This is a genomic window from Algivirga pacifica, assembly GCF_039543525.1.
Lineage (GTDB): Bacteria > Bacteroidota > Bacteroidia > Cytophagales > Flammeovirgaceae > Algivirga > Algivirga pacifica.
Window position 1 is genome coordinate 83,722 of sequence record NZ_BAABJX010000016.1, and the last position, 25,664, is coordinate 109,385.

Annotated in this window: 25 protein-coding genes; 12 read left to right on the forward strand and 13 right to left on the reverse strand. The window is 39.8% G+C overall.

Annotated features, from left to right (window positions below):
* Positions 1-14: 14 nt before the first annotated feature.
* Positions 15-467 carry a hypothetical protein gene (locus ABD985_RS04030; RefSeq protein WP_345369405.1) on the reverse strand — a complete coding sequence of 151 codons (453 nt, stop codon included), beginning with the start codon at positions 465-467 and terminating at the stop codon, positions 15-17.
* A gap of 396 nt (positions 468-863) precedes the next feature.
* Between ABD985_RS04030 and ABD985_RS04035 the strand changes: the two genes are divergently transcribed.
* Positions 864-1,631, forward strand: a complete 768-nt coding sequence (locus ABD985_RS04035; protein WP_345369406.1) for a hypothetical protein — start codon at positions 864-866, stop codon at positions 1,629-1,631.
* A 127-nt stretch (positions 1,632-1,758) separates the two neighbouring features.
* Positions 1,759-2,781: a hypothetical protein gene (locus tag ABD985_RS04040; protein ID WP_345369407.1), complete on the forward strand. Its 1,023-nt coding sequence runs from the start codon at positions 1,759-1,761 to the stop codon at positions 2,779-2,781.
* Between the two features lie 246 nt (positions 2,782-3,027).
* Here the strand turns inward: ABD985_RS04040 and ABD985_RS04045 are convergent, their stop codons facing one another.
* The 3 genes from ABD985_RS04045 to ABD985_RS04055 all read right to left on the reverse strand — a co-directional run bounded on the left by ABD985_RS04045 (position 3,028) and on the right by ABD985_RS04055 (position 6,646).
* Positions 3,028-4,593, reverse strand: a complete 1,566-nt coding sequence (locus tag ABD985_RS04045; protein ID WP_345369408.1) for a DUF4384 domain-containing protein — start codon at positions 4,591-4,593, stop codon at positions 3,028-3,030.
* An 85-nt stretch (positions 4,594-4,678) separates the two neighbouring features.
* The gene (locus ABD985_RS04050) at positions 4,679-5,794 is read right to left on the reverse strand and encodes a hypothetical protein (protein WP_345369409.1); all 1,116 of its coding nucleotides are present in this window, start codon (positions 5,792-5,794) and stop codon (positions 4,679-4,681) included.
* A gap of 252 nt (positions 5,795-6,046) precedes the next feature.
* Positions 6,047-6,646 carry a hypothetical protein gene (locus ABD985_RS04055; protein WP_345369410.1) on the reverse strand — a complete coding sequence of 200 codons (600 nt, stop codon included), beginning with the start codon at positions 6,644-6,646 and terminating at the stop codon, positions 6,047-6,049.
* A 486-nt stretch (positions 6,647-7,132) separates the two neighbouring features.
* Here ABD985_RS04055 and ABD985_RS04060 point away from each other — a divergent pair, with 486 nt between their 5' ends.
* The 4 genes from ABD985_RS04060 to ABD985_RS04075 all read left to right on the forward strand — a co-directional run bounded on the left by ABD985_RS04060 (position 7,133) and on the right by ABD985_RS04075 (position 10,578).
* A complete protein-coding gene (locus tag ABD985_RS04060; protein ID WP_345369412.1) occupies positions 7,133-7,684 on the forward strand; it encodes a hypothetical protein in 552 nt (183 codons plus the stop codon).
* 17 nt (positions 7,685-7,701) lie between these two features.
* Positions 7,702-8,856 (forward strand): caspase family protein, encoded by a 1,155-nt coding sequence (locus ABD985_RS04065; RefSeq protein ID WP_345369413.1) that lies wholly within the window; start codon positions 7,702-7,704, stop codon positions 8,854-8,856.
* Between the two features lie 92 nt (positions 8,857-8,948).
* Entirely contained in the window at positions 8,949-9,557 is a 609-nt protein-coding gene (locus tag ABD985_RS04070; protein ID WP_345369414.1) for a hypothetical protein, read from the forward strand.
* A gap of 199 nt (positions 9,558-9,756) precedes the next feature.
* Complete coding sequence (locus ABD985_RS04075; RefSeq protein ID WP_345369416.1) at positions 9,757-10,578, forward strand: hypothetical protein; 822 nt, start codon at positions 9,757-9,759, stop codon at positions 10,576-10,578.
* Positions 10,579-10,667: 89 nt separating this feature from the next.
* Here ABD985_RS04075 and ABD985_RS04080 read toward each other — a convergent pair whose 3' ends face one another.
* The 3 genes from ABD985_RS04080 to ABD985_RS04090 form a co-directional block, all read right to left on the reverse strand.
* Positions 10,668-11,768, reverse strand: coding sequence for a methyltransferase (locus ABD985_RS04080; protein ID WP_345369417.1), 1,101 nt, complete (start codon positions 11,766-11,768; stop codon positions 10,668-10,670).
* Between the two features lie 234 nt (positions 11,769-12,002).
* Complete coding sequence (locus tag ABD985_RS04085; RefSeq protein WP_345369418.1) at positions 12,003-12,845, reverse strand: 1,4-dihydroxy-2-naphthoyl-CoA synthase; 843 nt, start codon at positions 12,843-12,845, stop codon at positions 12,003-12,005.
* A 32-nt stretch (positions 12,846-12,877) separates the two neighbouring features.
* Entirely contained in the window at positions 12,878-13,255 is a 378-nt protein-coding gene (locus ABD985_RS04090; RefSeq protein WP_345369419.1) for a hypothetical protein, read from the reverse strand.
* A gap of 517 nt (positions 13,256-13,772) precedes the next feature.
* Between ABD985_RS04090 and ABD985_RS04095 the strand changes: the two genes are divergently transcribed.
* Positions 13,773-14,321, forward strand: a complete 549-nt coding sequence (locus tag ABD985_RS04095) for an SRPBCC family protein (protein WP_345369421.1) — start codon at positions 13,773-13,775, stop codon at positions 14,319-14,321.
* Positions 14,322-14,369: 48 nt separating this feature from the next.
* Positions 14,370-14,831 (forward strand): GreA/GreB family elongation factor, encoded by a 462-nt coding sequence (locus tag ABD985_RS04100; protein ID WP_345369422.1) that lies wholly within the window; start codon positions 14,370-14,372, stop codon positions 14,829-14,831.
* A gap of 126 nt (positions 14,832-14,957) precedes the next feature.
* On the opposite strand, the gene ABD985_RS04105 is transcribed toward ABD985_RS04100, so the two are convergent.
* From ABD985_RS04105 to ABD985_RS04115, 3 genes are all read right to left on the reverse strand, one after another.
* On the reverse strand, positions 14,958-16,343 hold the full coding sequence (locus tag ABD985_RS04105) for an NAD(P)(+) transhydrogenase (Re/Si-specific) subunit beta (RefSeq protein WP_345369423.1): 1,386 nt from the start codon (positions 16,341-16,343) through the stop codon (positions 14,958-14,960).
* Between the two features lie 70 nt (positions 16,344-16,413).
* A complete protein-coding gene (locus tag ABD985_RS04110) occupies positions 16,414-16,737 on the reverse strand; it encodes an NAD(P) transhydrogenase subunit alpha part 2 (protein WP_345369425.1) in 324 nt (107 codons plus the stop codon).
* A 100-nt stretch (positions 16,738-16,837) separates the two neighbouring features.
* Positions 16,838-17,995 (reverse strand): Re/Si-specific NAD(P)(+) transhydrogenase subunit alpha, encoded by a 1,158-nt coding sequence (locus ABD985_RS04115; RefSeq protein ID WP_345369427.1) that lies wholly within the window; start codon positions 17,993-17,995, stop codon positions 16,838-16,840.
* Positions 17,996-18,515: 520 nt separating this feature from the next.
* Here ABD985_RS04115 and ABD985_RS04120 point away from each other — a divergent pair.
* A complete protein-coding gene (locus tag ABD985_RS04120) occupies positions 18,516-19,892 on the forward strand; it encodes a DUF6515 family protein (protein ID WP_345369429.1) in 1,377 nt (458 codons plus the stop codon).
* A gap of 152 nt (positions 19,893-20,044) precedes the next feature.
* Here the strand turns inward: ABD985_RS04120 and ABD985_RS04125 are convergent, their stop codons facing one another.
* Positions 20,045-20,359, reverse strand: a complete 315-nt coding sequence (locus ABD985_RS04125) for a rhodanese-like domain-containing protein (RefSeq protein ID WP_345369431.1) — start codon at positions 20,357-20,359, stop codon at positions 20,045-20,047.
* A gap of 193 nt (positions 20,360-20,552) precedes the next feature.
* Here ABD985_RS04125 and ABD985_RS04130 point away from each other — a divergent pair, with 193 nt between their 5' ends.
* The 3 genes from ABD985_RS04130 to ABD985_RS04140 all read left to right on the forward strand — a co-directional run bounded on the left by ABD985_RS04130 (position 20,553) and on the right by ABD985_RS04140 (position 23,197).
* Positions 20,553-20,972, forward strand: coding sequence for an OsmC family protein (locus ABD985_RS04130; RefSeq protein ID WP_345369432.1), 420 nt, complete (start codon positions 20,553-20,555; stop codon positions 20,970-20,972).
* Positions 20,973-21,193: 221 nt separating this feature from the next.
* The gene (locus tag ABD985_RS04135; RefSeq protein ID WP_345369434.1) at positions 21,194-22,393 is read left to right on the forward strand and encodes a trans-sulfuration enzyme family protein; all 1,200 of its coding nucleotides are present in this window, start codon (positions 21,194-21,196) and stop codon (positions 22,391-22,393) included.
* Between the two features lie 450 nt (positions 22,394-22,843).
* Complete coding sequence (locus ABD985_RS04140) at positions 22,844-23,197, forward strand: SnoaL-like domain-containing protein (RefSeq protein ID WP_345369436.1); 354 nt, start codon at positions 22,844-22,846, stop codon at positions 23,195-23,197.
* A gap of 65 nt (positions 23,198-23,262) precedes the next feature.
* Here the strand turns inward: ABD985_RS04140 and ABD985_RS04145 are convergent, their stop codons facing one another.
* Positions 23,263-24,015, reverse strand: a complete 753-nt coding sequence (locus ABD985_RS04145) for an SDR family NAD(P)-dependent oxidoreductase (RefSeq protein ID WP_345369438.1) — start codon at positions 24,013-24,015, stop codon at positions 23,263-23,265.
* Positions 24,016-24,225: 210 nt separating this feature from the next.
* Complete coding sequence (locus ABD985_RS04150) at positions 24,226-25,452, reverse strand: DUF445 domain-containing protein (protein WP_345369440.1); 1,227 nt, start codon at positions 25,450-25,452, stop codon at positions 24,226-24,228.
* Positions 25,453-25,664 lie beyond the last annotated feature (212 nt).

Consider the following 25,664-nt stretch of genomic DNA (forward strand, 5'->3'; position numbering starts at 1 on the left):
ATGGGAGTCTAGGCTTAATCAAAAAGCTCCTCCACCTTCTTCTTTTCTACCTCCAAAACCACATGCGCATGATAGGTCGTAATCCAATTGATAGTATCTTCCTCTACGTACAACTCAAAGTCTTTTTCAGCAGCTTCTCTTAAGGTAACGCTTGAACTCGAAATCTTTACATTGCCCTTTTTTGAAACACTTTGTTGGATTTGCTCCGCCAGTTTTCTTTGGGCGTCGGTACGGGCTTTTAGGGTAGCAGTACGTTCTGACTGTGAACTACCAGTCCCTACTGCTCGATAGTATTTTTTATTGGTCTGATATTTTTTTCCTTGAAAGGGGAGGGAGGACTCTACGACCTCCTCTTGTGGAGCAGAAGATTCATTAGAAGGTTGCTCTTGGGCGAATGAGGTAAGTGGTAAACAAAGTGTTATCGCTATAGATAAAAGGTGCTTTGAAATAGAGTTACAGATTAACATGATTAGTGGATTTAGCGTGTAGCAAATACTATATAATAAATGACAAATAACATGAGTAGATCGGCGTATTCCAAATATTATATAGTGTTTCAGGTTTATCCTGTCGGAGTCTACAAAATACTATATCGTTTATAAATAATAAGCGATATATATCGGAGAATTCGTCTCGTTAGATGAAAGATAAAAATTAGGCCAAGTCGATAGTGGTTTCTTCGCTTGATATCTTTACGATTATTTGCAATAATGCAGTTGAATGTTTTATTTTTACAATCATTTGTACTTAATCTGCTTTTAGAGGATTTTATTTACTCTACCCTTGAATGGAACGTAAAGTATATTGGTACTCCATTAACTGACGAACTAAAACTAAGATTTACATAAATCAATAATTATAAGATGAGAAAAAGAATCCTTGGTGTGTTATGCCTGCTGTCCTTTGCCTTTACGGTACAGGCTCAAAAGGTATTGAACTTAGCAACAGATAGTGTAGGAGGGCAGATTGTAGTCAAGTATGATTTGCAACCACGTTTGAGTGAAAAAGAAGACTATGAAGTGTCCTTGTATTACATTACTGAGGATGATAATACGGTAGAAGCAAAAGGTGTAAGAGGAGCAGTAGGGAAGGTAAGCCCTGGGTCAGGGAATCTTATTTACTGGAAACCAGAAGAAGACCTGGATGAGTATCGTGGTAATATCCGTGTCATGGTAGAGGCAAAGCAAAATTATTCACCTATCATGCCTTTGGCAAATAAAGGTATGAGAACAAAGTTCAAGAAGAAAAAGCCAAAGCAACTAAAATTATCTTGGATGGGAGGTGGTAATCTCAGTAAGTATAAGGTATATGCAGACCTTTACAAAAATGGAAGATTGGTCAAAGAGGGAGTTGCTGAAGCCAATGCGACTGACCACCAGATGATGTTGAGTACTCCAACTGATAAAGGAAGTAAATACCAGTATCGCTTGAGAGATGAGAAAGGAATTATAGTAGCAGGGACGCCGGAGTTTAAGGTCAAAGGCAGTGGTGCTTTTGGAAAGGTATTGTTGTTGGGTGCTGCAGGGGCCGTTGCAGGCGTTGTGCTAACATCAGGTGGTGATGATATAGATGAGCCTGAACCAGGGCCTAATGCATTGCCTGATCCTCCATTTGATCCAACGGGCTTCTAGTAGGATGTAAGGATTATAGGAGGGGGTATAAGTAGATCATTGTTTTCTCCTTTTTCTTTATTGTCAAACGATCATTTGGCCCGTAAGTGACCATTTATACCATGTTGAATGAATGAGAATAAATAATATGAATACTAAACTAATTATAGTTGGAACGATGTTGTTGGGTAGTTGTATGAGTGCCTTCGCACAGCAATCCATTCCAACAGCAACAGCGACGAGTGAGCCTTTTTATCTGGACTTTGGAGTAAATGATCCACCAGAATTATTCCTTGCAGAAATTAAGGCCTTTAAAGATGAAACGTCTTCGTATGCTAGTAGAGGAATTTTCCTGGAAGGGCAGACGGATGAGTCAGGGAAAAAGATAGAGGTGTTTCGTGAGCCAAGTATGCGCTTGGAAGGACACGTGAAAGATAGTCGAGGAGTGCAAACCGTATCGGTTTTTGTGGATGGCCGTGAAGTAAAGGTAAACCCTAATGACGGTACATTTGTGACCTATCTGAAGTTGAAAAAAGGGCAGAATAAAATTCAGGTGAAGGCTGAGGATACAGGGGGGATGTCAACAGAGCAGCTGGTAAAGGTATTCTACGAGCCAATGTATAAGGAATCGATTGACCTTACACCTACCATGCGTTCTATTGTACGTGGTGCGGCCAAGACCTATTGTGATGTTATTCATAAGCAAATGTCTGGTGACGTAGATGCAATCACGGCTATGTTTAAATTATTTGGACAGAAGAAAGAGGCACAGGTATATGATGATATTAATGTTTCTCGTACTGATTTAATTTCAATTAGCCGTTACGTTACTTCTCTGAAGCGAATGAGTGACTTTACTTTTTCATTCCCTCCTAGTGAGGCATTTATTAATATGCCAATGTGGGGATTGAGAATAGAGAACGGAGCAGTTGTGTCACAGTATACTAGAGTTTTGAATGAGGAAGGAACTGGAGTAGAAACAGTTGCTGAAGATACTGGTACTGGGGTGGTAGAAGAAAAGTATGGTATTATCCGTATTGAGAAGCAGATTTCCAACGATCTAGATGAGATTGATGAGATGGTATTTAACTATATTGTGGTAGACAAAAGAGGTAATATCATCAATATTTTGAAGGACTTGCCTGCTGAGGCTAGACCGGTAAGAGATTAAGTATTAGTCTTATGCGAGATGTATGTCAGTTGAATCGTTGAATCGTTGAATTGAGCTTTGCTCGTTGATTCGAGTTGATTTGTTGTATGATATAAGTATTAGTATATATTTCAATCAACAGTTCAACTCGAATCAACGAGCAAAGCTCAATTCAACTCATTACGAAGTGATGAAATTCAACGATTCAACAAAAAAACCTCCGTTTCTAAGAGAAACGGAGGTTTTTTTATTACCCTTGAGTGGTGCTTAGTTTACTCTTGGAGTAGTGATGACATTAATTCGTTTCTCAGCCTTAAAACTAGAGCCTTGTTGGGTTTGCCCACTGTCATCCAAAAACATACCTCTGGTTTTCATTAAGACCTCATCGATGCTTTCCGTAATGATCTTGTAGGGGCCATACATACGCGTTTGTAGTCCAGTAAACTTCTCAGGTTGCGCATTGACCTGTAGGGTTTCCAGTCCAAAAGGAGGGCTGGTTTGGAAAGTGTGAGGAAGCGTATAGACCTTATTCACTTTAGTTTCATCAATATACATATTGTCTAGGAGCAATACTTTGTTGCCCTTGGCATCATGATAGATCAAACGAATATAACAAGGATAGTTGACACGGAAGCTCAACTTCATACGATCGCCATCCTCAAATACAGGGTTGTCTTCTCCTTTGCTGGTGAAGACCTCTAGCATTAACCCTGAATTTATGATTTCATTTTGCTGAAAACGTTGGTAATCCCTTTTTCGCTCATCGTAGCCAACAGGCTTTAGATCTTTAGCCGTTGCTAGCAGGATTTCCTTGTCTATTTGTACTTCATAAACGGTGATCAGTTGCCCAGACTGTATGTCTTTGGTGGTTAAGGAGAACTTTACTTTATCTCCTTGTAACCAGTAGCTTCCTCTTACTGCATAATCAATCTGGTATTGGTCTCTCAATTCAGGGTTATAATCTCTTAAATCTATCATTTGCCATTGGGCTAAAGAAGCAAGCTTATTATCCAATAACGTAGTGAAAAAATTAGAGAAAGGACTGCTGACTCCCGTTTCTTCAAAAGTAAGATGGTGTACCTTTACATTTTTCAGTGGAATGTTCGATTGCTCCTTGAAGCTATAGGCAATGGCATAAGCCAGGTCTTCTGCTGATCGAACACTGTTTGGGCTGTTACGGTTAAGTGCATCAGCGATCGTATTAGAGGAAATTTCATCTTGGGATATTTTCTCACCCAGACCAACCAGAATAGCCTTGTACTCATTGCGTTTACCAGCAACTAGCTGACAAGCGGTGAATTTTTCCAGTGCTTTTTCTTTTTGGTTTTCTTTCTCATACTTTAATCCCATATGGTATTCTCTATAGATCTCCTGATTGGCCATGTCCAATTTATTTTGGAACTGTAGGATAATCTGCGGTCTTTCGATATACGCTAAAAAATAGTATGTTTTTTTATCAGCAAATTGATCAAAATGAAGCCCGGATATTTCCACATTACTGATGGACTGACTAGTACTTTGAAGGTCTTCAAAGATAGCATCTTCCGTTTCCATCAAGTGGATGTTTGTTTCAGATTTAAACTTGACAATGATTTGCTGGGATAAGGTTTGGGTGGCCATATCTTTAGCCAACTGTGCAGCTTCTTCTACGGTAGTAGTTTTGTCAATGGCAGCAAAACCAAAGCCTGTAAGGAAGTCTCTGTCATTATATTTAAGGCTTTTTCCTTTCTGTAAGACCCAACGAGGAGGGTCTTTTTTTTGACTTAAGGCAGTAGTGCTGCCAATAAGCAGAAGGCTTAGCCCACAAAAAAATCTGATAGCTAGGTGTCTCATTTTGATATTATATACTTTAGCGCTTGTGAAAGAAAAAGATCTATACCTTTTCAATACGGAATCCTGATAGGAACTCCGTCAACGATTACTGCTCGGTGGCCATGGAGTCTGGAGTCACGATGCTTTCCTCTTTTGGAATTTCATATTCCAGTGTAGCAGAGGTAATTACTGCTTTGTCTACTTTTTGCTCTAGTCTCACTAGGGTAGGGCCCGCACCAAATGCCTTGACAAATACTGTGAAGGTCACTACGTCTTCATTTACCCAATAAGAACCTTTGAGATAATATTTTAATAGGTCTCGGTTGCCGGAGTTTTTATAGTCTTCGTATTGCGAGATTTTCCAATCCACAAAGCTGCTTAGTTTTTCCTCCAGCACTTGCTTGAAGTACTTAGAGAAAGGGGTTGGTGTTTTGGAGTCCTCATAGGAGAAAGGAATAACAATAACGCCTTTTAGAGGGGTGTTTTTACCGTTATTCTCATCCAATTTGAAGGCTAATTTAGTGGCTAGGTCTTCAAGGCTATTGGCTACGCTATTTTTATTTCTTTCAATAAGTTCTTCGACCTGTAGCTTTGTGATAGCATCCTTTCTTAAGGGAGTGCTTTGTCCCAAGCCAATCAGTACTTCCTGATACTTTTCCATTTCTTCAAACAGTACCGTCGAGCGAAGTGATTTTTTCAAGGTCATGGCAGTGTTACCTTCTTGCTCATAGTTTAGCGCAAAGGCATATAATCCATCAATTTCTCTTTGAAGGCGATCGACTCTTTCTGAATAGCTTTTGACTAGATTGGCCCTTTTGACAAAGGCAATCGTATAATGTACTCCATCTAGCTCATCGTAATAGGTTTCAGATTGTAACCCCGTGATTTCTATATTGCTGCTACTAAAAGTTTTACTTTGAATATCGTCAGAAAACTCATCGTTGTATTCTTCTTCAGAGTAAGTTGTTTGGGAAACTACTTTTACCACTATTTTTTCTGAAAGGTTTTTCTTGGCGTGATCCAGGGAAGTAGCTTCAGCATCTTCAAGCCAGGTATCGTTATTGACACGGCACATACCAAAGCCAGTAAGGTATACAGAAGAGTGGTATTTACTGCTTTCTCCACGGTTGATTACCCATTCGGGCTTTTGTCCATAACTCAGGCTAACCATAAATTGCAGGCAGCTATAAAGCAGGATGGTTGCTGTGTGTTTATTCATCATTTTTTAATAACGTAGTCATAGCAAGGTACAAGCTGTTAAGAAGGAAACCTCCCTAGGGATGTGTTGCTAGGGATTACCCTAGTTTGTAGGAGAGGTGTACATAGTGTACGTTAGTCCGCCAGCGAGCGTTGACAGGATGTACCGGATAATTAATATTGCACTCAATATTGAGGCATTATGAAACTAGATAAAAAAAGCAGGCAATCGTAACATGACACTGCCTGCTTTCTTATTTATTAGGAGTGACCTGTATTACATTTCAGACTCAAGAGACTCCATTTCTTTGTCAAAGATCTCGTTGAATTTCTCTTTGCTGAACTCAACTTCGTTCTTTTTCTCTTTCATTACTTCGTTGTTCAGCTTTTGCTTGAACGTTTCTTTGTCCATTTCAAGAACTACATAAGCATTGAATAGGATGAATTTCTCACCGTTTTTCTTTTGCTTGATAGTGTATACTTCAGAGTCCATTTCGCTAGCACCAGAGATAGAGGCTTTTGCTGCAACGATGGTTTTGTTTTCCATCATTGATTGGAACTCATAGGTATCACCTACTTCATACTCCTTCATATACTCCTCAGTAACTGTTTTTACAACAGCTTTCATTTCTTCAGCTAACTTTCTTTGTGCATCAGTTCTTGCTTTTAGCATGGCACTTCTTTCTTTACGGCTTTTACCGTTACCAATTGCTCTGAAAGCTTTTTTGTCAGTTTTATATCTCTTTTGTGAAAATGGCGTATCCATTTTCTTACCGATAGTTTTTCTTTTACGTTGAGCAGTGGCGTCATTAGATACCGTGAAGGCTACCATAAAAGCAATGGCAAATACCGTCAAAAACTTTAAAGTGTTTCTCATTTTTGTTGATTTAAGCGTATTAAAAATAGTGCTATATACTAGCGTAATATTACAATTATCTGATGTATTATGAAATAGTTGTAATTTTTTTATTCAATACCGTTAGCCTTCTTTTAGATGATTTATTGCGATAGCTGCTAACGGTTCGTTTTATAGACAACCACTTATTTGTAATAGACAAAAAATATTATCTTTTATTTTTTAAGTGGATAACTTTTCGTCGAAATGTAGTTGTTTATTGACTACTTCACAGAAGTATTTGTCGTTGATAATATAGATAAACTGTTCAATAGTAAGTAAGGCGATAAGCTATCGCATAGTATTCAACGTTAGCCCACTTGGGAAAGTTGTATTGGGATAGCAATATTTGCTAAAAAAATATTGCCTTGTTGTCGATTTATGCAAATATAGCGTATTATTGTGCTATTGCAATATACTTTAACAAGGTACTGTAATAACTATTATACTATCAACTGAAACGATTATATGAGAAGAATGATTCTGAGTGCGGCTATCTTATTGTTAGCTTCCACGATCTATGCTATTCCGGTTATTCATCATCAAGGAGTAACGAGTAAATATACCCCCCAAGATAGTCTGACAATGACTTTAGAGAAATATTATGGTGAAGAAGTGTTGACGTTGATCGCTCAAAGTGATAGTGCTCAAGCTTTTATGTTAGAGCCTATGGAGGAACTAGACAGTACAACGTATGTTGGGGACTTCACATATTCTGAGCACTATGAAATCAATGAGGCAAGCTTAGAAAAGCTAAAGCAGACATTTTTGGATGCCGATAATTATCATTTTACTGAAATGACGAGCAGAACGCCTTTCGCCCCTGAACTAGCGATCTCTTTTCATCGGGGAGAAGAGTCTGTTGTGATTTATATGTTTTTATCCATTGATGAGACTGGGTTTGGCTACAAGAATATGCCTATACGTCGTACGCCTCTAGATAGAAATAGGCACTTAATGAAAGCGTTAAAGAGCGTTTTCCCAAAGCGTTATCTCAAAAAAATATCCGCGAAACAATAACCAAAAGCAATTGAAACATGAGAAGTACCAACAAACAATTACCTCTATTATATTTCTTATTCTTGCTTTTGAGTGCAACAACCTTGAAGGCACAGACATTTCATGCCATTATGTTTGCCGATACGGCTGATCCTAGTATTGGTTCCAGTTGTTTGACGGATTATGAACGCATGGAAGTAGAGTTTGCAACGATTGCCAATGCCAATGGAATGAAGATCAAACGTTATTTTCATGAAGGAACTTCCTTTACGAAAGAAACAATACAAAAGGTTTTGAAAGAAGAGTTGGCTTGCGGTCCAAATGATGTAGTTTATTTCTATTATACAGGGCATGGTGCTCGTTCGGCAGATGATCAATCCAAATGGCCTCAATTGTCTTTGGGACTTAGAAAAACAAATGCCAGTCATTATCCTTTGGCCTTTGTCAATGACTTGATTAAGGAGAAGAATCCTAAATTCAGTATTGTGATGGCCGATTGTTGTAATGAGGTAATCAAAGGGTTGTCCGTGAAAAAAGCAAGGGGAGGAGTATCTATCGTAGAAGATATTGATGAGTCTTTTGATGTATATGAGAACTTATTTTTACTTCCGAAAGGGAATATTATTGTGACGAGTAGTAGCCCTGGAGAACAAGCACTGGGAAATGACAAGGGAGGAATATACACCAATAGCTTTCTGGAAGCATTACAAAAATCAGTAATTATGGCAACCCCTGTGACATGGGATGGCCTGATGAATGATGCCAAAAAGATGACGATGGAGCGTAGTGCATCCGAAAAGATGTTTACGCCACAGTTTGAAATCAATTTGGAAGAAGAGCAACCGGAGGAATTGGTCGCAGAAGTAGAGCCCAAGGTAGTAAAACAGGAGGAACCATTGACACCTATGGAAATGATTGCTCAGCTTTATGATTATAATAAATCCAGAGGAGAACGTATTCGCTTACTCAGTAAAGTGTTAAATGACGTCTTTGCATCTCCAAATGCAAGAATACAAGTGTTTGGTTTGGATGGTAACACTATGTTGGATCGCTATACAGCAGCTGATTTCGTTAAGAAACTAGCGACGTCCACTAACTTGGCTAGAGTGATTGAAATTCGATCGGAGACTACGGAGGATGGAAAGTATACCTCTATGGATATTCACGAGTATTATGAGCGTAAAAGCAAGTAATTTACTTTAACTGTTGAGTTTATTCGACAGACCAAAAATGAAAATTTCTAATTAGCTAAATAGATTAAATTAAGATGAGAAAGTGGTTTATAATGATCGCTCTAATAGCGGGATTTAGCAGTGTAGTAGGAGCGCAGGAAGAAGTTTCAGGAGAGGATACATCAAAAGCAGTAAGTCTTACTTACGAGGAACTGGAAGAGTTCCGTAACCGTACGGTAGATAAGATCAATGAGGTACAAGAATACTTTTCGGTGATTGGGTCGAAGGAAGAAACAGTGGATACCAAAAAGCTTTACATCGACTTAGCACTGAAGATGTTCATCAACAAAGGAGAGTCCGTGACGATGGAGGTTTCTATTCTTAAAAAAGGAATAGAGAAACGTATCAGACGTCCTTTGATTATGTATTTAGACCGTTTGGCTCGATTGCCATATGCAAAAGTAGATATCAAGTCGTCCAAGAGTTGTGTCGTTAGCTCCTTTATGAAAAAAGGAGAAGACGCAGATGGAAATCCTGTTTATACGGCAACAGCTACAATCTTTCAGGAGTTTGTGGGGTATAATGCAGATGGTGTGCCTGTATATAAAGATACCGTGAAAAAGACGATCGAAATTGAGATCAGAAGACACGTGGATTTGTTTGGAGGCCGTTGGATTGTGTTGCTAGGAGATATTTCTGTAGCCGAAACCAAATCTGCCTAAATTGATTCTACTAGACTGATAATCTCCACTTAATAAAGTGGAGTCAGTCACGTAGATCTTGTCTTAGACACACTGGTCGTAGCGTTACGTACGTCATGTAATGCTACGGCTTGCAGCGGTCTTATGCTGCGTGTTCGCTATATTCCAATCTTAACTGAGCCCAAGAATTATTAGCTCCGTTTTTTTAAAATAATTCATCATGAAAAAATACCTTATCGTTTTCAGTTTGCTGTTAACGACATTTCCCCTGTTCGCACAAGACAAATTGCAGCATATTTCTCATGCACAAGAAGAACAATTTAAATTGAGAGTAAAACAGCTGGATGAGTTTATCAAGCGTTTTAACTTAGAAATTGATTATGACGGCAATAAAATTAAGGAGCCTACCGCTGACTTACGTATGGAGGGAATCCATCGTTTGATTGATGCAGTATATACCCGTGGCCTGAACGAGGAAAAGGCTGCGGTGGTTAAAGAGTTTGTGCAGCAGGTAGTGGAAAACAATACAGCTTTATCTTTTTATGACAACCATTGGTACGCAGAAGTAAATGTGGATGTAGAATATAAAGGGACGTCAGAAAAGATAACTCTTGTCATGCAGCAGGAAACGAATACGAAAAAGATTTCCAGATGGATTATTCGTTCCGTGAAAGCAGATTTTCTTTCTGTAAAACCGACAAAAATGACTGCTTCTCTATCACCTATTAGTCATGAGTTGAATTTCATGAAGTTAATGACGGCAGCGGAACAGCATCCTGATAACTTTGCCAATTATGCGGGAACAACCTTTAAGGAAGACCAACGCAATGTTTTCTTCTATTTACTGAAAACGGGAGATCTCAAAATGAATCAAGTAGATCAGATACGTTATCACTTCCTACAAGCGGATAATTGGGTGTTTACGGTAGATCACTTTGAGCGTTCTACGGACAATATCGGTTGGTTGATTAGCGATGTGAGTAGAGTTGCTGATAAGGAGAAAGAATTGTATAAGTTAGGAGTATTGGGACTTACACAATAAGAGCTTTTTTAGGATAAAGGATAAAGGATAAAGGATAAAGGATAAAGGAGTCCTTCTTCCTTTATCCTTTATCCTTTATCTATTTAGGACTATCGACATTGATAGATGATAAACTTATCATTTTCTTGAACCACCTCTACTTTTTCAAATATTTTTTCCAGATGGGTTTTGTAGTTCAGGTGCTTGTTGGCTACTAACTGGAAATTACCGGTAGGAGATAATGCTTTTTTTACCTGTTGGAATAACCCTATGGATACCTCTATATTGTTTTCATGCTCAAAATGAAAAGGAGGGTTGCTGACAATCAAATCAAATTGCTTCACAGGTAAGTCTTCTATATGGTCCTCAAAGTGAAAGGAGGTCTTTTCAGAACTTAAATTTCTTTGGGAAGAGGCTACTGCCAAATGAGCATCATCCATCAAATGTATATCTGCATTTGGAAGAACTTGTCTAGCGGCCCAAGCCAATACGCCATTGCCAGAAGCCAGGTCCAATACGGTGTTTTCATTTCCTTCGATCAGCATATTTTCCATAAAGAACTGGGTCGCATAGTCAATATTCTTGGCTGAGAATACCCCATAATATTGCTCAAATACTTTTTGATCCTGATAAGGAAGCTGGTGCACCAAAGAAGTGATGGAAGTATCTATCTTTTTTGGTTTTTTCAAGATCAGTAGACGGGCTTTCTTCCATGCTTTACTTTGCTCCACCTCTTCAAAGTACTTCTCTGCAACTTTCAATAATTGAGGATTGAAGTACTTCGTCATAAAACTACATATCACTTCTCCTTTATCGTCAATTTGTGTGTGTACTTGATGAAGAAACCACTCGAAGAGATCGGTAGATTTAGGGATGCGTATCAGCGCAATAGTAGTATCCTGAAGCGTATCCAAAGGCGTATAGAAGGATAGCTTCTCAGGAGCAATGCCATTCTTTTCCAGATTGAGGCGAATAGCCTTTTCCTGTGATTTATAGTTGATTACGACTTGAGGACTGAAAGGGGAGAGGTGACAGCCCAAATACCCAAATCGGTCATTGCAGATAATCGCATGGGAAGGGGTGCTTTCCAAGTCCGAAAGGTATTGTAGCATATACTCGTCTGCCGCACTCCAGCTTTTAAGGGAATGGTTGGAAGTACTTGGGTAACGTTTAATCTTATAGTTCGCTGGCTGAAAAGAAAAGGTTGACATGTTGGTAGGTGATTAGTGATGGATGAATACTAATAAAAAATCTGTATACTGAGCAATGACTCCGTATACAGATCTTCGGTATGTGCATGATGTTGAATCGTTGAATCGTTGAATTTCACCTTCGGTGAGTTGATTCGAGTTGAATTGTTGACTGAAAGAGAATACGATTCAACCAACAATTAAACTCGATTCAACGAGCGAAGCTTAATTCAACGATTCAACGATTCAACCCCACTAAGGAATCCACTTGATATCTTTGAAGTTAGGCTTACGCTTCTCCAAAAAGGCATTTCTACCTTCCTTAGCTTCTTCTGTCATATAAGCCAAACGAGTGGCTTCTCCAGCGAATACCTGCTGTCCTACCATGCCGTCATCGGTTAGGTTGAAGGCAAATTTAAGCATCTTGATAGAAGTAGGTGATTTTGCAAGGACTTCCTGAGCCCACTGATAAGCGGTGTCTTCTAGTTCGTCGTGAGGAATTACGGCGTTGACCATACCCATTTCATAGGCATCTTGTGCGGAGTAGTTTCTTCCAAGGAAGAAGATCTCTCTTGCTTTTTTCTGTCCTACCATTTTAGCAAGGTAAGCAGAGCCATAACCACCGTCAAAGCTGGTAACATCCGCATCCGTTTGCTTGAAGATCGCATGTTCCTTACTCGCTAGAGTCATGTCACATACAACGTGCAAACTGTGGCCACCACCCACGCACCATCCTGGTACGACAGAGATGACTACCTTTGGCATAAAGCGGATCAAACGCTGTACCTCAAGGATATTCAGACGCGGCATACCGTCGTCGTCTACATATCCCTGGAATCCTCTGGCGTTTTGGTCACCGCCACTACAGAATGCATATTTCCCGTCCTTTGGAGATGGTCCTTCACCAGATAATAGTACTACACCGATGCTTGTATCTTCTCTGGCATCCAGAAAAGCTTCGTATAGTTCAGCGACAGTTTTTGGACGAAAGGCATTACGTACCTCAGGTCTGTTAAAAGCAATACGGGCTACGCCATCACATTTTTTATAAGTGATATCCTCGTATTCTTTAACGGTTTTCCATTTAATTTCAGCCATTGTATAGTTTATTGTAAATGTAATTGCTAGCTCTAGTCCTCTTCCAAAGGATAAGGGACGTATACAAAATTGACAAACCCTTCGTCCACTACAAAAAGACAACAGTATTCTTCGGGGTCTTTGTAGTTGGCGACAAATTCCTCCAGCTTGTCTTCCTCAATTAAGTTTCTTTGAACGAACTCTTCAGCAAAGGAAATATGATAGTTCCAGTTCAACTGAGGCTTGTCCTTGATGCCAATCAAAAGTTGTCCGACAAGCAACTCTTCTTTGGCTATGGGGAAAATGGGGAATTCAGAAATCTTTCGTGCCTTGATTTGGTAAGCACTTTCCTTTAAAGCGTTGGCTACTTTCAAGAAGTCTTGGGTAATGCTACCCAGGTATTTTCCGTTTAATGTTGGATCATTCTGCATGACGCTCTTAATTTCGATCTGTAATTGCTACCGTGTATTCAGCTACAAAAATGGATACCTCATTGCATTTATCCAAGAGATTAGGATAGAATCGCACCGTATTTCTGAAGAGAACAAAAAAAACTACTCCACCTTATCAAAGATGGAGCAGTAAGCACAATTTGTAAGCCTAAACTTACCTTAATTAATAGTTCAACGTTACCCTGATTGCATAGAAAGGTTTCGATATGCAATAATTTATATCTTCAATATAGGGTTGTAAGAATTGTGTTCAAAAAGTCATTTATACTTGTTTGGTAGAACTAAATATTATGATATTTGCGCTTTAAAAAATTAAGAACTTAACTCATTTATTCAGTTTTATATAAGCTTTTGCTTCGCTTTGATCGATATACGGGAGGCTGGGAGTAGTTTTGAATAAAGAAAGCAGTTGAAAGGTATATGGGGATTTTAATCATAATTACCTATAAATCTGATGTGGTGAGTTAAAAAATTACATGTTCAAAGTAGATATCGTATGATCAAATCGTTTTTGCTAGGTATAGTTTCTGTACTGGGGTTATTGATGCTAATTACTTTTATGTTGCCAAGTGATTATAAGGTAGAGGCAGAGGTAACTATTGAAGCGACCCCTAAAGAGGTTTTTCCTCATATCAATACCTTGCGCTTATGGGAATCTTGGGCCTTTGCGGAAATGGATAGCAGTCAATTGGCTTCTATACAATACAAAGGGATAGAAGAAGGGGTAGGCAGCCTGTTGACCTGGGATCAGGGAGAACAAGGGAATGGCAGATTGGAAATTGTAACCTCTATTCCTTATGAGAAAGTAGAGGTGGTGATGAGTATTAATGATGGCAGTTTTGTGAATCAAGGTACTTTTATTCTAACTCCTTCTGAGGAGGGTACTAAATTGTTATGGGAAGAAAAGGGAGATTTTGGGTTTAATCTATTAGCTAGAGGATATGCGTTGCTGTCAGACTTTGATGAGAATATGAAAGCACAATATACAGAAGCCTTGAAACTCCTGAAGAATGAAGTGGAACAAAAGAAGGAGAGTGAACAATAGGGGAACACAGCATATAAAACATACAAGAACTATAATAATATCAAACAGATGGATACGTCAATATTAATCACAAAAGAGGGGTTCGATCAGTTGAACCAAGAGATGAAGGCGTTGTGGGACGAGCGAAAGATTGTAACCGAAGCAGTATCAGAAGCCGCAGCCATGGGAGACCGCTCTGAAAATGCAGAATATATTTATGGTAAGAAGAAGCTAAGAGAGCTGGATCGCCGTATTGGTTACCTGCATAAGCGTACACAGATTCTTAAAATATTTACTCCTGCCGGAAAAGAAGGACAAGCATGTTTCGGACGTTTTGTAAAGTTCAAGGATGAAACAGGACGTTCCATGGAGTTTCGTTTGGTAGGAAAGGACGAGGCTGATACCCGTAAGAAGACATTGAGTATTATGTCACCTATCGGAAAAGCTCTTTGGGATAAGTTTGTAGGGGATAGTGTTCAGGTACAGACGCCAGCCGGGAGAAAGACATTTACGATTGAGGCTGTTCGATAAATGTGATATAAAAGCAAGATCATTGCTTTAAATAAGTCGGCCACCCCTTAAATAAGTACGGCCGCGCCAATGGCGCAGCCGTACGTGATTTGGTTCAATTGTTATAGATGCTTTATCTTTAATATTTTATGCGTGATGGATCTCATCCTTCAGCTTATTCAATGAATCTTTAGCGTCTCCGAATAGCATTTTGGTACGATCTCCGAAGAATAGCGGGTTTTGCACCCCTGCGTATCCAGTACTCATACCTCTTTTCAATACCACAACGTTTTTGGCTTGCTCTACATCCAGGATAGGCATACCGTAGATAGGAGAGGCGCTGTCCTCTTTAGCCGCTGGGTTAACCACGTCGTTGGCACCGATGACCAAGACCACGTCGGTTGTTGGGAAGTCAGCATTAGCCGGCTCTAGTTCCATTAGTTTTTCGTAAGGAACGTCAGATTCAGCCAATAGTACGTTCATATGCCCTGGCATACGTCCGGCTACTGGGTGGATCGCATATTTTACTTCTACGCCTTCTTCTTCCAAGGCCTCTTCGATTTCGTGACAAATGTGCTGTGCTTGTGCTACCGCTAGACCATATCCCGGTACAATAGCCACTTTACTAGCGTATTTCAACTGTATAGCCAAGTCAGAAAGTCCTACCTCTTTGACCACTTGCTCACGATCAGAACCACTGCTGCTTCCTCCACTGCCAAGGCCACCGATAATCACATTGATCAGGGATCTGTTCATGGCTTTACACATCATTACCGTAAGGATGATTCCGGAAGCTCCTACCAGAATACCACCAATGATCATGACATTATTGCCGTAGATCAGACCGGCACCTGTTGCGCCAATCCCTGTAAAAGAGTTTAGTAGGGAAATCACTACGGGCATATCGCCACCTCCAATTGGGCTAACGAAAGCAACACCATAAAACAGGGATAGTGCCAATAGGGCAAATACCAATGTCATGTCTAGTTCAGGCTGCATCATCGTCCAAGCAGAACCTCCAATGATCAGTAGCAGCGTAACCAGGTTAATGACCTGTGGTGCTGGTAATTTTAAAGTATCTCTTAATGATCCATTAAGTTTTCCCCAGGCGATAATAGAACCTGTAAAGGAAACAGAACCAATGAATAAGGCAAATAAGTTGGCGAAAACTGCTCCGCTCATCATTGGCGTAATAGGGTCAAGGTTCTTGAACTCTACAATACCAATCAGCATGGCACAAGCACCACCCAGACCATTGAATAGGGATACCATTTCTGGCATTTTGGTCATGGCTACTTTCTTGGCAGAGATCAAGCCGATCACACTACCTACGACCATACCTCCAAGAATCCAAAGGTAGTTATTGTCTCCGTTCTCCATAGGAGCGAAGATGGAAATCAGGATAGCAGCTCCCATAGCTCCAGCTGCGATAAGGTTCCCTCTACGGGCAGTTTCAGGGTGAGCCAGTCCTTTAAGACCAAAGACGAATACAATGATGCTGGCCAGGTACAAAAAATCTATAGTATTATTCACTTCTTTCTTAAGTTAAATCTTTAAAATAATAAATAACGGATGCTATATACGTATAAGTGTCAAGCAAACACTATTTATTCTTCTTCTTGAACATATCTAACATACGGTTGGTCACGGCAAATCCTCCTACCACGTTGATCATGGCCAGGCAGATACCCAAAAAACCCATTCCTAGTGTCAGGTAGTCATCTGCTGCTGCATTGCGAATCAGGATAATCGCACCAATTACTACGACTCCAGAAATAGCATTTGCACCAGACATAAGTGGGGTATGCAGTACGGTAGGGACTTTACCGATAATCTCCATTCCCAAAAAAGAAGCTAATACCAATATAGTGATGATTGGTAGGTATTGAGCCAAGAACAGCTCTATAAATAAGACATTCGTATCCATAGGATTAAGATGATTTCGTTTTCAAAAATGATGTAAGTGGCAGATTTTTAGTCGTTTGTTGCAACTAAATAAAAAACACTTCAAAAAAATTGCTTTTAGATTAAGCCTCTATAGCTTCCTCTTTTTCAGCTTCAGTGTTCTTTTTAATCAAGCTATCGGTTTCACCATAAACGCTTTGCCCGTTATAGATGACACAGCTACTGCGAAGAATATCGTTGGAGAAGTCTAAGGTAAGTTGACCTTCTACCAGAAGAATCTTAAGGAAGTTCTCAATATTTCTGCTGAATAGTTGAGAAGCATGTTCTGGGACTTCAGCAGCTAGTTGTGAGCTACCCAGGATATTAACGCCATGCTTTACGACTGTTTTCTCATCTTCAGTTAGTGCGCAGTTTCCTCCTGTAGAGGAAGCCAGGTCAATAATGACAGAGCCTTCTTTCATGCTCTTTACCATTTCTTCTGTAATTAGGGTAGGAGCAGGTTTTCCTCTAAGCTGCGCCGTTGTGATGATAACGTCTGCTTTCTGTACTTTTTCCTCAATCAATGCTTTTTGCTTTTGCTTGTATTCTTCCGTTTGCTCTACGGCATACCCTCCGGCATTACTAGCATCAGCAGCACCTTCTACTTCTACAAATTTAGCTCCCAGTGACTGCACCTCTTCTTTAGCAGCAGGACGTGTGTCAAAAGCTTCTACTTGTCCTCCCAATCTCTTGGCAGTGGCAATCGCTTGTAAACCAGCAACACCAGCACCCAGAATCAGTACTTTGGCAGGAGGTATTGTACCTGCTGCTGTAGATAGCATAGGGATATAACGAGGTAGTAAATCTGCTGCAGTCAGTACTGACTTATAGCCTGCAATAGAAGCCATAGAAGAAAGTACATCCATACTCTGTGCAATCGTACTTCTAGGGATCATGTCAAAAGAAAATGCAGTGATTTCTTTTACAGAAAGCCCCTTGTAGAATTCATCTGTTTGAAAAGGTTGCAATAGGGTCAGTAGGGTAGCGTTAGCCTTTAATTGAGTAGCTTCGTCTTTACTGATTGGGTGAATTGTAGGAATAAAGTCTGATTCCTCTAAAATACTATTACGTTCTTTGCTGATTGCACCAGCCTCTTCATAAGCTGTATCTGTTACGGAGGCAGTTAATCCAGCTCCTTTTTCAAAATACACGCTGTGTCCTTCCTTTACCAGTTTTTGCACCAGTGCAGGAACGACAGCTACACGCTTGTCGCTTGTTTCATTCAGAATGCCAATTACCATAGTTCTAATTTAATCTAAGTGTGTGATATGCCTTCCATTTCCTAACCCAAATTTAGAATGGAAGTCAAAAAATAATCCATGCCATATTGTTTTGCTGACTATTGTCAACAGAGAATATGGACTGTTGTAATATTTTTGTAAGGCTGTGTTTGTATACTGTTTAGTATGGCGTGACGCAATCAATAGTCTTTAGTTGAATGCTAATAAAACATAAAAAATATTAATAATGAAATAATGGATAGTATATTTTATTGAAATAATTGAAAAATTAGAAGTGTACTACCCATAATCAAGGATAAGATCTACCCACTATTTGGTATGTGATACCGATCGAAATGAATACATTCCAAAAAGGACTATTCATCCTCTGACCCTATCAATACAATTTTATCAAAATGAAAAATTTTGACCTCTGAATACCTTTGTTTGTCTTTGTATTAAGAGCTTCTTTGAAATCCAGATGAAAAGGATTTTTTTGCGGGAGGGTAAAAGATAAATTTTAACTAAAAACACATTTGCTATGGTTTTCAGATACGTCATGCTGTTAGGGTGCCTAACGTTATTGTTAGGAAGTATAGATGGATATGCACAGAGAACAATTTCAAGAACAAAGTCCAATAAGTCAGCGGTGCCAATTAAAAAGTCAAGTACAAGCACCCGAAAAGAAAAAGCTTCTTCGAGTTCATCCTCGAGAACCAAGAAGACGACTTCTCGTCCTTCAGGTCCTACTCGAAAAAGTAGTCCGTCAACCAAAAGTAGAAGAAATACGTCAACGGTAAAGTCATCCTCTACTCCCTCAAGAACGAAGAAAGTAACCTCTCGTCCTTCAACACCTTCTCGTAAAAGTACGGTAAAGACTACACCGAAGAAACCTATTTCGACAAGATCAAAGGCGGTATATACTACTCCTAAAACTACCTCAAAGCCTTTTTATAAGACCACCAGAAGCAGTAGAGTGAGAGGAACGACCACTACGACTTCAAATGAATCAAAAAGTTCTAGCAGAACGGCAAATGTACACGAACCTACCAAAGGAAGGGCAGTGTACAGACCTAATACTAAAATACATCAAACCAATAGCCGAGAGAAAAACTTTACGCCAACTTCTCAAGGAGTAAACGGTAGACCTAAAGCACAAACAATCGTGACTACTCCTACACGTGGTCGATCACATGCGAATAGAGACTATGCAAGTGTAACGAGCCGACCTCGCAGTAGACCTACAACGGTAGTGGTGAATGCTCCTAGAACAGTAGTGATCAAGGAATATCATTATAGACCGTATCACCGAGTGCACCATTACGTACCAACTTATTACGCAGGTGCCGGATATTGGGGAACCTATTGGAGGCCCATAGGGCAAGTGTATTATGATTACTCACCTACTTGGTCGTCTTTTTATTTAAACCGCAATCAATATTATTATAATCAAGGAGTTTATTATAGTGCTTATGATGGAGGATACAGAGTTATAGAGGCTCCTTTGGGGGCAATTGTTTCCGTGGTGCCTGATGGAGCACAGAAGATGGTGATTGACGGTGTGAAGTATTATTACTTTGCAGGGACAGTCTATAGAAGACTTGGTTGGGGTAGATACCAAGTAGTACGCCCATTAGTAGGGATGACAGTAAATATGTTGCCGGAGGGAGCAGTGATTGAGGAAGTATATGGAGAAACTTACTATGTGTATCAAGGTGCCTATTATGAAGCAAGAGCGATGGGGGAGGATATCTTCTTTACTGTAGTACCTCCGCCAAATGAAATGTACCTGGAGCAATTACCGTCAGGATGTATGGTGGTAACAGAGGATGGACAGAATTACTTTAAGTTGGGAGAGGTATATTATGAAGCAGTATCTGCAGAGAGTGGGATCCTTTATAGAAGAGTAGTATTTTAGTGAATTGATTGCTAAGTAAACTGATGGTTGAGTGCTACTTTTAAACGGTTTAAGGAAGAAGGAAGAAGGAAGAAGGAAGAAGGAAGAAGGAATAAGGAAGAAGGAAGAAGGAAGAAGGAATTATTAATCCTTTCTCCTTCTTCCTTTCTCCATTATAGTCCGATCTCGTCAATATAAGCCATGATACCTCCCGTCAAGTTGTAAAGGTTATCATAGTCTTTTTGCATTTCCATCATCATGATCGCGTTAGCACTACGCTTTCCGCTGCGACAATGTACGATCACTTGCTTGTCTTTGCTGATGTTTTCTGTAGCGGCATCGATATCCTCCATGAATTCTCCCAATGGAATTAGCTCACCACCAAGGTTTGCTTCTTCAAATTCAACAGGTTCTCTTACGTCTATTAGTTGAAAATCAGCTCCTTCGTCCTGAAGTTTCTTTAATTCTTGAACCGTAATTTCTTTCATCTCAGTATTGTTTAAAGATTTTTTTTCTGTTAAAAGCCTAGTTAGGCAGAAGAATTTAAGGCGAAATAAGTTTTTATTTTCCTTTCAATCAACAAAATTTGCCTTAAATATTTTTAGGACGCAATCAATTTTTTATTGAGGTATGATTAGAGCTTGTTTCATGCCCCAAATGGAATTATAAGAAAATATAAATATGAAAATCGAACTAAATAGATTAAACGACGGCATTCACTTTGAAGCAGTATCAGAAGAAGGATTGAAAGTGGAAATGGATGGAAAGCCTGGTTCAGAGCTAGGGGAAGGCAAAGCCATGAGTCCTATGCAATTGGTATTGTCCGCACTGGCTGGATGTAGTGTTTTTGATATTGTGGGTATCTTGAAAAAACAGCGTCAAGATTTGAAAGATGTCAAGATCTCGATTGAAGGAGACCGTAAGGAAGGAGCGCCTTCTCCATTTACCAAAGCACATTTGCATTTCAAAATGTATGGTGACTTGGATGAGAAAAAAGTAGCTAGAGCGATTGAGTTAGGGGTAGATAAATATTGCTCCGTAGGGGAAATGGTAGGAAAGACTGCAGAGATTACGCATAGCTTTGAGATTATCAACGAATAGTATTTGTTGAATCGTTGAACGTCAGCTGTAAGCAGCTGAGTTGAATTTCGCTCGTTGAACCGAGTTGAATTGTTGATTGAGTTCAGTGAATTACTCATTCAGTTCAATAAGCGAAACTCAACTCAATGGCACGTAGCGCTACTCAATTAGCGGCGTGATCGACGCCATGTAATGGACTCAACAGTTACCTTCCAAAAAGAACAACTATAAACGAACCGAATATGGAATTCAAAAACTTCGAAACATTGGCCATCCGTACGCAGATGGAACAAACGTCACAAAGAGAACATTCTGCTCCGATTTACATGAACTCTGGATTTACCTTTAATGATGCAGAGCATGCTCGTGCGTTATTTAGTAATGAGGTAGAGGGGAATATCTATACCCGTTATTCCAATCCAAATAACAATGAGTTTATCGAGAAGCTTTGCCTGATGGAAGGGGCTGAGGATGGAATGTCTATGGCTTCGGGTATGGCAGCAATGTTTACCAGTATTGCGGCTTTTGTCAGTGCAGGAGATCATATTGTGGCCTCTCGTTCTGTATTCGGTTCTACGCACCAGATTCTTACGCAATTATTGCCTAAATGGGGAATCTCTCATACGTATGTCGATATTGATAATCCAGAAGGGTTTGAGGAGGCGATTCAGGAAAATACGAAGATGATCTTTATTGAGACACCTTCCAATCCGGCGATTGATCTATTAGATATTGAGTACCTGGGTAAGTTGGCGGATAAGCATGGGATTATTTTGAATGTGGATAATTGCTTTGCAACACCATATGTACAAAACCCACTGAAACTAGGTGCGCATATTGTGACCCATTCTGCTACCAAGTTTATTGATGGGCAGGGACGTACTATCGCTGGTGCGGTACTAGGTTCTAAAGAGTTGATTGAGCAAGTGCGCTTTATGGCTAGACATACGGGTCCGGCATTATCACCATTTAATGGGTGGATTTTGTCCAAGAGTTTAGAGACCTTGGCGGTACGTATGGAGCGTCATTGTGAGAATGCGCTTGCACTGGCGCAATTCCTGGAGGAAAGGGAAGAGGTAGAATTTGTGAAATATCCATTCTTGCCTTCACACCCGCAGTACGAATTGGCTAAAAAGCAAATGAGAGCAGGAGGAGGGTTAACCACCTTCGAAGTGAAAGGAGGAATTGAAGCGGGACGAAAGTTCTTGAATGCCTTGAAAATGTGTTCTTTCACAGCTAATCTGGGGGATACCCGTACGATTTGTGCGCATCCGGCATCGACAACACACTCTAAGTTGACGGAAGAGGAGCGTCTACAAGTGGGGATTACACCAGGATTGATTCGTATATCTGCTGGTTTGGAGCATATAGAAGATATCAAAGCGGATATCGCTCAAGCTTTGGAAGTATCTCAGTTGGAAGTTGTAGAGAAAGTGAAGTGATTTCTCGCTTAAATCTTTAAGAGCTTGTTTGGAATACGTCTTCAGATAGAAAATTCCTCTAATCACTGTTCAAATCGACTCAAATTTTCCACAAATAGAACCACTATTATTCTCAAATTTGAATCAATTTGAACAGGTTGTAGAAATTTTCTCTATCTAAATCAGTATTCCAAACAAGCTCTAAAAAAACACACCTCTATTAATTTTGAGGTGTGTTTTTTTTAAAGGGTATTTTAGTCTAAACTTGCAACTAAATAAAAGAGTTTGAATTAAATTATATCAAATAATGAGAGTAGGACCTTATGAAAACGTAATGATAACATTGTAAAACCTCAGCTTACAAAAACTTACTAGGGATATTAAACTAAAAGCCTTGAATAATCTTGATAGAACGCTTAACTTTTATAGACTCTTAAGAGTCTGTTTAATTATCCATTTAACCCAAATATCATGACCTTAAAGGAAAAAACCGAAGACATTTATCGTATGCTAGGAGAGGGCAAGTTGCTAGAGGCCTTTGACAAGTACTATGCAGAGAATGTCGAAATGAGAGAGCCTACCAAAACCTTCAAAGGGAAAAAAGAATGCCGTGAACATGAAGTAGAATTCTTGGATATGGTAGAGGAGTTTCACGATCTAGAAGTTCGTGCCATTACCAGTGATGAGGCTAATGGAATCGTTATGCACGAAACAGCCATGGAAGTCACATTTAAGGGAGGGAATCGTGTGAAAATGGAGCAAGCGGGAGTACAGCGCTGGAAAGATGGACAAATCGTGTATGAGCGTTTTTACTATAATGAGTAGATATTGAGTTTATCGGTTATCGCTTATTGTTTATAAACGATAACCGATAAATATTAAAACTTGATTCAACTCTTTTTGACAATCGTTGAAGAAGCCTGAGCTGTAGGGAATACCACCAAGTCAGCAATATTGACATGATAAGGTCTCGTTACCACAAAGTGAATAATATCAGCGATATCTTCAGCTCTCAAAGGCTCATATCCTTTGTAAACATTCTCTGCTCTTTCCGTATCTCCTTTAAAACGAACTTCAGAAAACTCGGTATGTACCAGTCCCGGATGAATACCTCCTACACGAATCCCTGCCTCATTAAGGTCAATACGCATGCCTTTTGTAATAGCATCCACCGCATGTTTTGAGCCACAGTATACATTTCCATTTGGATAAACCTCTTTGGCTGCAGTAGAACCAATATTTATAATATGCCCAGCCTGCCTTTGGACCATCCCAGGAATAATTGCTTTAGAAACATAAAGTAGTCCTTTGACATTAATATCCATCATCGCATCCCAATCGTCCATATTCCCAGTCTGTATAGGGTCCAATCCATGGGCATTCCCAGCATTATTGATCAAGATATCAATCGTTGAGAAAACTTCTGGCAAAGAATCCATCGCATTTTGTACGCCCTTACGATCTCTTACATCAAAGCTAAGGGTATGAACCAGTACATGTTGCTCCAGTTCTTCTTTTAGCGCTTGTAAACGCTCTTCTCTTCGACCACAAAGAATAAGGTTAATGCCATTTTCAGCAAAAAGTTCGGCAGTAGCCTTGCCGATACCGGAAGTGGCTCCGGTGATGAGTGCAGTTTTAGCCATAGTTTATTTTTTGAAAGGTTTGTTTTTATATCCTAAAGGTAGGGAATTTTTGAGACCTGGAGCGTGGACGCTCCTATTATGTTTTGGTCTTTGCGTGGACGCAAAGACCAGTTGCTACGTAAAATTATTGACTACCCAACAAATTGGGTAGCCCTAGTCGTAGCGTCCACGCTACGACTCACCCCACAAGTGGAGCGTCCACGCTCCAAATCACGCCATAAACAAGAAAATATATTGCAACACCCCGGCCAGTCCCCCCAAAATAGCCCCCACCAAAATTAACTTCCACTCATCTTCCTGAAATGCCGGGCGTAGTACCCCCTCAAAGTCTTTATAAGGTAATACTTCCATCTTGCTTCGAATGACGTTGTTCAGATCAAATACCTCATCGGCATAAGGATAGACATTGCGGAGGGCAATGGGGAATTCTTGCATAAAACGAAAATGAGCTACATTCTTGATGATATTAATGTGCTCTGCGGCATCTTGCTTATCGGCCCATAGGGTAATGATCCCTTTGACCTTATCATAGCTATTGTCAATCACATTATCCAATCGTTTACGAATTAGGCTGCTTAAGATTTCCTTACCGGATGAGCGGGAAACATATCGAAATAATGCCTCTGTAGTTACGATACGCTGGGTGACAATATAGGCATACTCTGCCGCCACCTCTTTTTGTCTTTTTAGAAACAGCCCCAAAAAGGTAAATCCCAAAAAGTGTATAGGGTTGTTGGGCTTGAAAATTAGCTTCAGGGCAAGCCAGTTCGTTAGATAACCTACCACCAAACCGAATAGGGGCAATAACCACCAGTCCATAAAGAAGATAGAAACGGCCATTTGAGTTAGACCAAATAGTGCCCCAAAGTAAAACCCGGATTTTTCAATAAAACGAAACTCCTGATCCCCGCACTTGATAAAGATCTCATTTAATAGTTGTGGGTCCCGCTCAATAGCCTCTAAGGTTAACATCTTAAGGTCCAGCATGGGTCGGATATTTTCTTTGATATCCATTAATACATCTTCTACCATATGCTTTGTGTTTTCCTCTACCGCATCATAGACCAAGTCCTTGGCAGAGGAGGGAAGCGTATTCCATACCTTAGGAAGCTCTTTTTGCATGACCTCATCAACCGTACGTATCGTTAAATCCCTCATACTCCCTTTCATTTCGAGTGACACTCTATTGGCATCCAAGCGCTCAAAATGCTCCTCTATCTTAAAAAGTTTATTGGTGAGTAGGTCTACCGCTTTCAGCGACATTTTGTGAGAGTTGGCTGGAACGATCCCTTGCCAGCCAAAAGGAGGGATTCCAAAGTACTTCACAGGATAGAACAGCATCTGAATAGCCGTTACGTTGGTAAACCAACCAATGAATCCACTGGATAGTGGGATGGAAAGATAAAGTAGAAGGGTAAGAAGGTCGATGTTCATCATGTTACAAGGGGCTCTCTTAACTTTGGTTATTATGAAGACATAATATATTGATAATTGGAGAATTTTGGGGATTTAGGAAGTGATATTTTGTATTATAAAAATATAGATCATCGCTTGAGTTCATGAGATCACCGTCATCTTATCTATGAATATGCTTAAATATATTTGTATTGTCTTTAGGAATACTATATAATTGTAATATCGCAATATTA

Bases quoted from the DNA above. Each gene is read 5' to 3' on its own strand.
- ABD985_RS04115 (WP_345369427.1), bottom strand. From the start codon at position 17,995: ATGGTAATTGGCATTCTGAATGAAACAAGCGACAAGCGTGTAGCTGTC.
- ABD985_RS04145 (WP_345369438.1), bottom strand. From the start codon at position 24,015: ATGGCTAAAACTGCACTCATCACCGGAGCCACTTCCGGTATCGGCAAG.
- ABD985_RS04090 (WP_345369419.1), bottom strand. From the start codon at position 13,255: ATGCAGAATGATCCAACATTAAACGGAAAATACCTGGGTAGCATTACC.
- ABD985_RS04075 (WP_345369416.1), top strand. From the start codon at position 9,757: ATGAAAAAATACCTTATCGTTTTCAGTTTGCTGTTAACGACATTTCCC.
- ABD985_RS04095 (WP_345369421.1), top strand. From the start codon at position 13,773: ATGATCAAATCGTTTTTGCTAGGTATAGTTTCTGTACTGGGGTTATTG.
- ABD985_RS04085 (WP_345369418.1), bottom strand. From the start codon at position 12,845: ATGGCTGAAATTAAATGGAAAACCGTTAAAGAATACGAGGATATCACT.
- ABD985_RS04065 (WP_345369413.1), top strand. From the start codon at position 7,702: ATGAGAAGTACCAACAAACAATTACCTCTATTATATTTCTTATTCTTG.
- ABD985_RS04100 (WP_345369422.1), top strand. From the start codon at position 14,370: ATGGATACGTCAATATTAATCACAAAAGAGGGGTTCGATCAGTTGAAC.
- ABD985_RS04070 (WP_345369414.1), top strand. From the start codon at position 8,949: ATGATCGCTCTAATAGCGGGATTTAGCAGTGTAGTAGGAGCGCAGGAA.
- ABD985_RS04110 (WP_345369425.1), bottom strand. From the start codon at position 16,737: ATGGATACGAATGTCTTATTTATAGAGCTGTTCTTGGCTCAATACCTA.
- ABD985_RS04045 (WP_345369408.1), bottom strand. From the start codon at position 4,593: ATGAGACACCTAGCTATCAGATTTTTTTGTGGGCTAAGCCTTCTGCTT.
- ABD985_RS04030 (WP_345369405.1), bottom strand. From the start codon at position 467: ATGTTAATCTGTAACTCTATTTCAAAGCACCTTTTATCTATAGCGATA.
- ABD985_RS04140 (WP_345369436.1), top strand. From the start codon at position 22,844: ATGACCTTAAAGGAAAAAACCGAAGACATTTATCGTATGCTAGGAGAG.
- ABD985_RS04080 (WP_345369417.1), bottom strand. From the start codon at position 11,768: ATGTCAACCTTTTCTTTTCAGCCAGCGAACTATAAGATTAAACGTTAC.
- ABD985_RS04125 (WP_345369431.1), bottom strand. From the start codon at position 20,359: ATGAAAGAAATTACGGTTCAAGAATTAAAGAAACTTCAGGACGAAGGA.
- ABD985_RS04060 (WP_345369412.1), top strand. From the start codon at position 7,133: ATGAGAAGAATGATTCTGAGTGCGGCTATCTTATTGTTAGCTTCCACG.
- ABD985_RS04040 (WP_345369407.1), top strand. From the start codon at position 1,759: ATGAATACTAAACTAATTATAGTTGGAACGATGTTGTTGGGTAGTTGT.
- ABD985_RS04050 (WP_345369409.1), bottom strand. From the start codon at position 5,794: ATGATGAATAAACACACAGCAACCATCCTGCTTTATAGCTGCCTGCAA.
- ABD985_RS04135 (WP_345369434.1), top strand. From the start codon at position 21,194: ATGGAATTCAAAAACTTCGAAACATTGGCCATCCGTACGCAGATGGAA.
- ABD985_RS04120 (WP_345369429.1), top strand. From the start codon at position 18,516: ATGGTTTTCAGATACGTCATGCTGTTAGGGTGCCTAACGTTATTGTTA.
- ABD985_RS04055 (WP_345369410.1), bottom strand. From the start codon at position 6,646: ATGAGAAACACTTTAAAGTTTTTGACGGTATTTGCCATTGCTTTTATG.
- ABD985_RS04130 (WP_345369432.1), top strand. From the start codon at position 20,553: ATGAAAATCGAACTAAATAGATTAAACGACGGCATTCACTTTGAAGCA.
- ABD985_RS04150 (WP_345369440.1), bottom strand. From the start codon at position 25,452: ATGATGAACATCGACCTTCTTACCCTTCTACTTTATCTTTCCATCCCA.
- ABD985_RS04035 (WP_345369406.1), top strand. From the start codon at position 864: ATGAGAAAAAGAATCCTTGGTGTGTTATGCCTGCTGTCCTTTGCCTTT.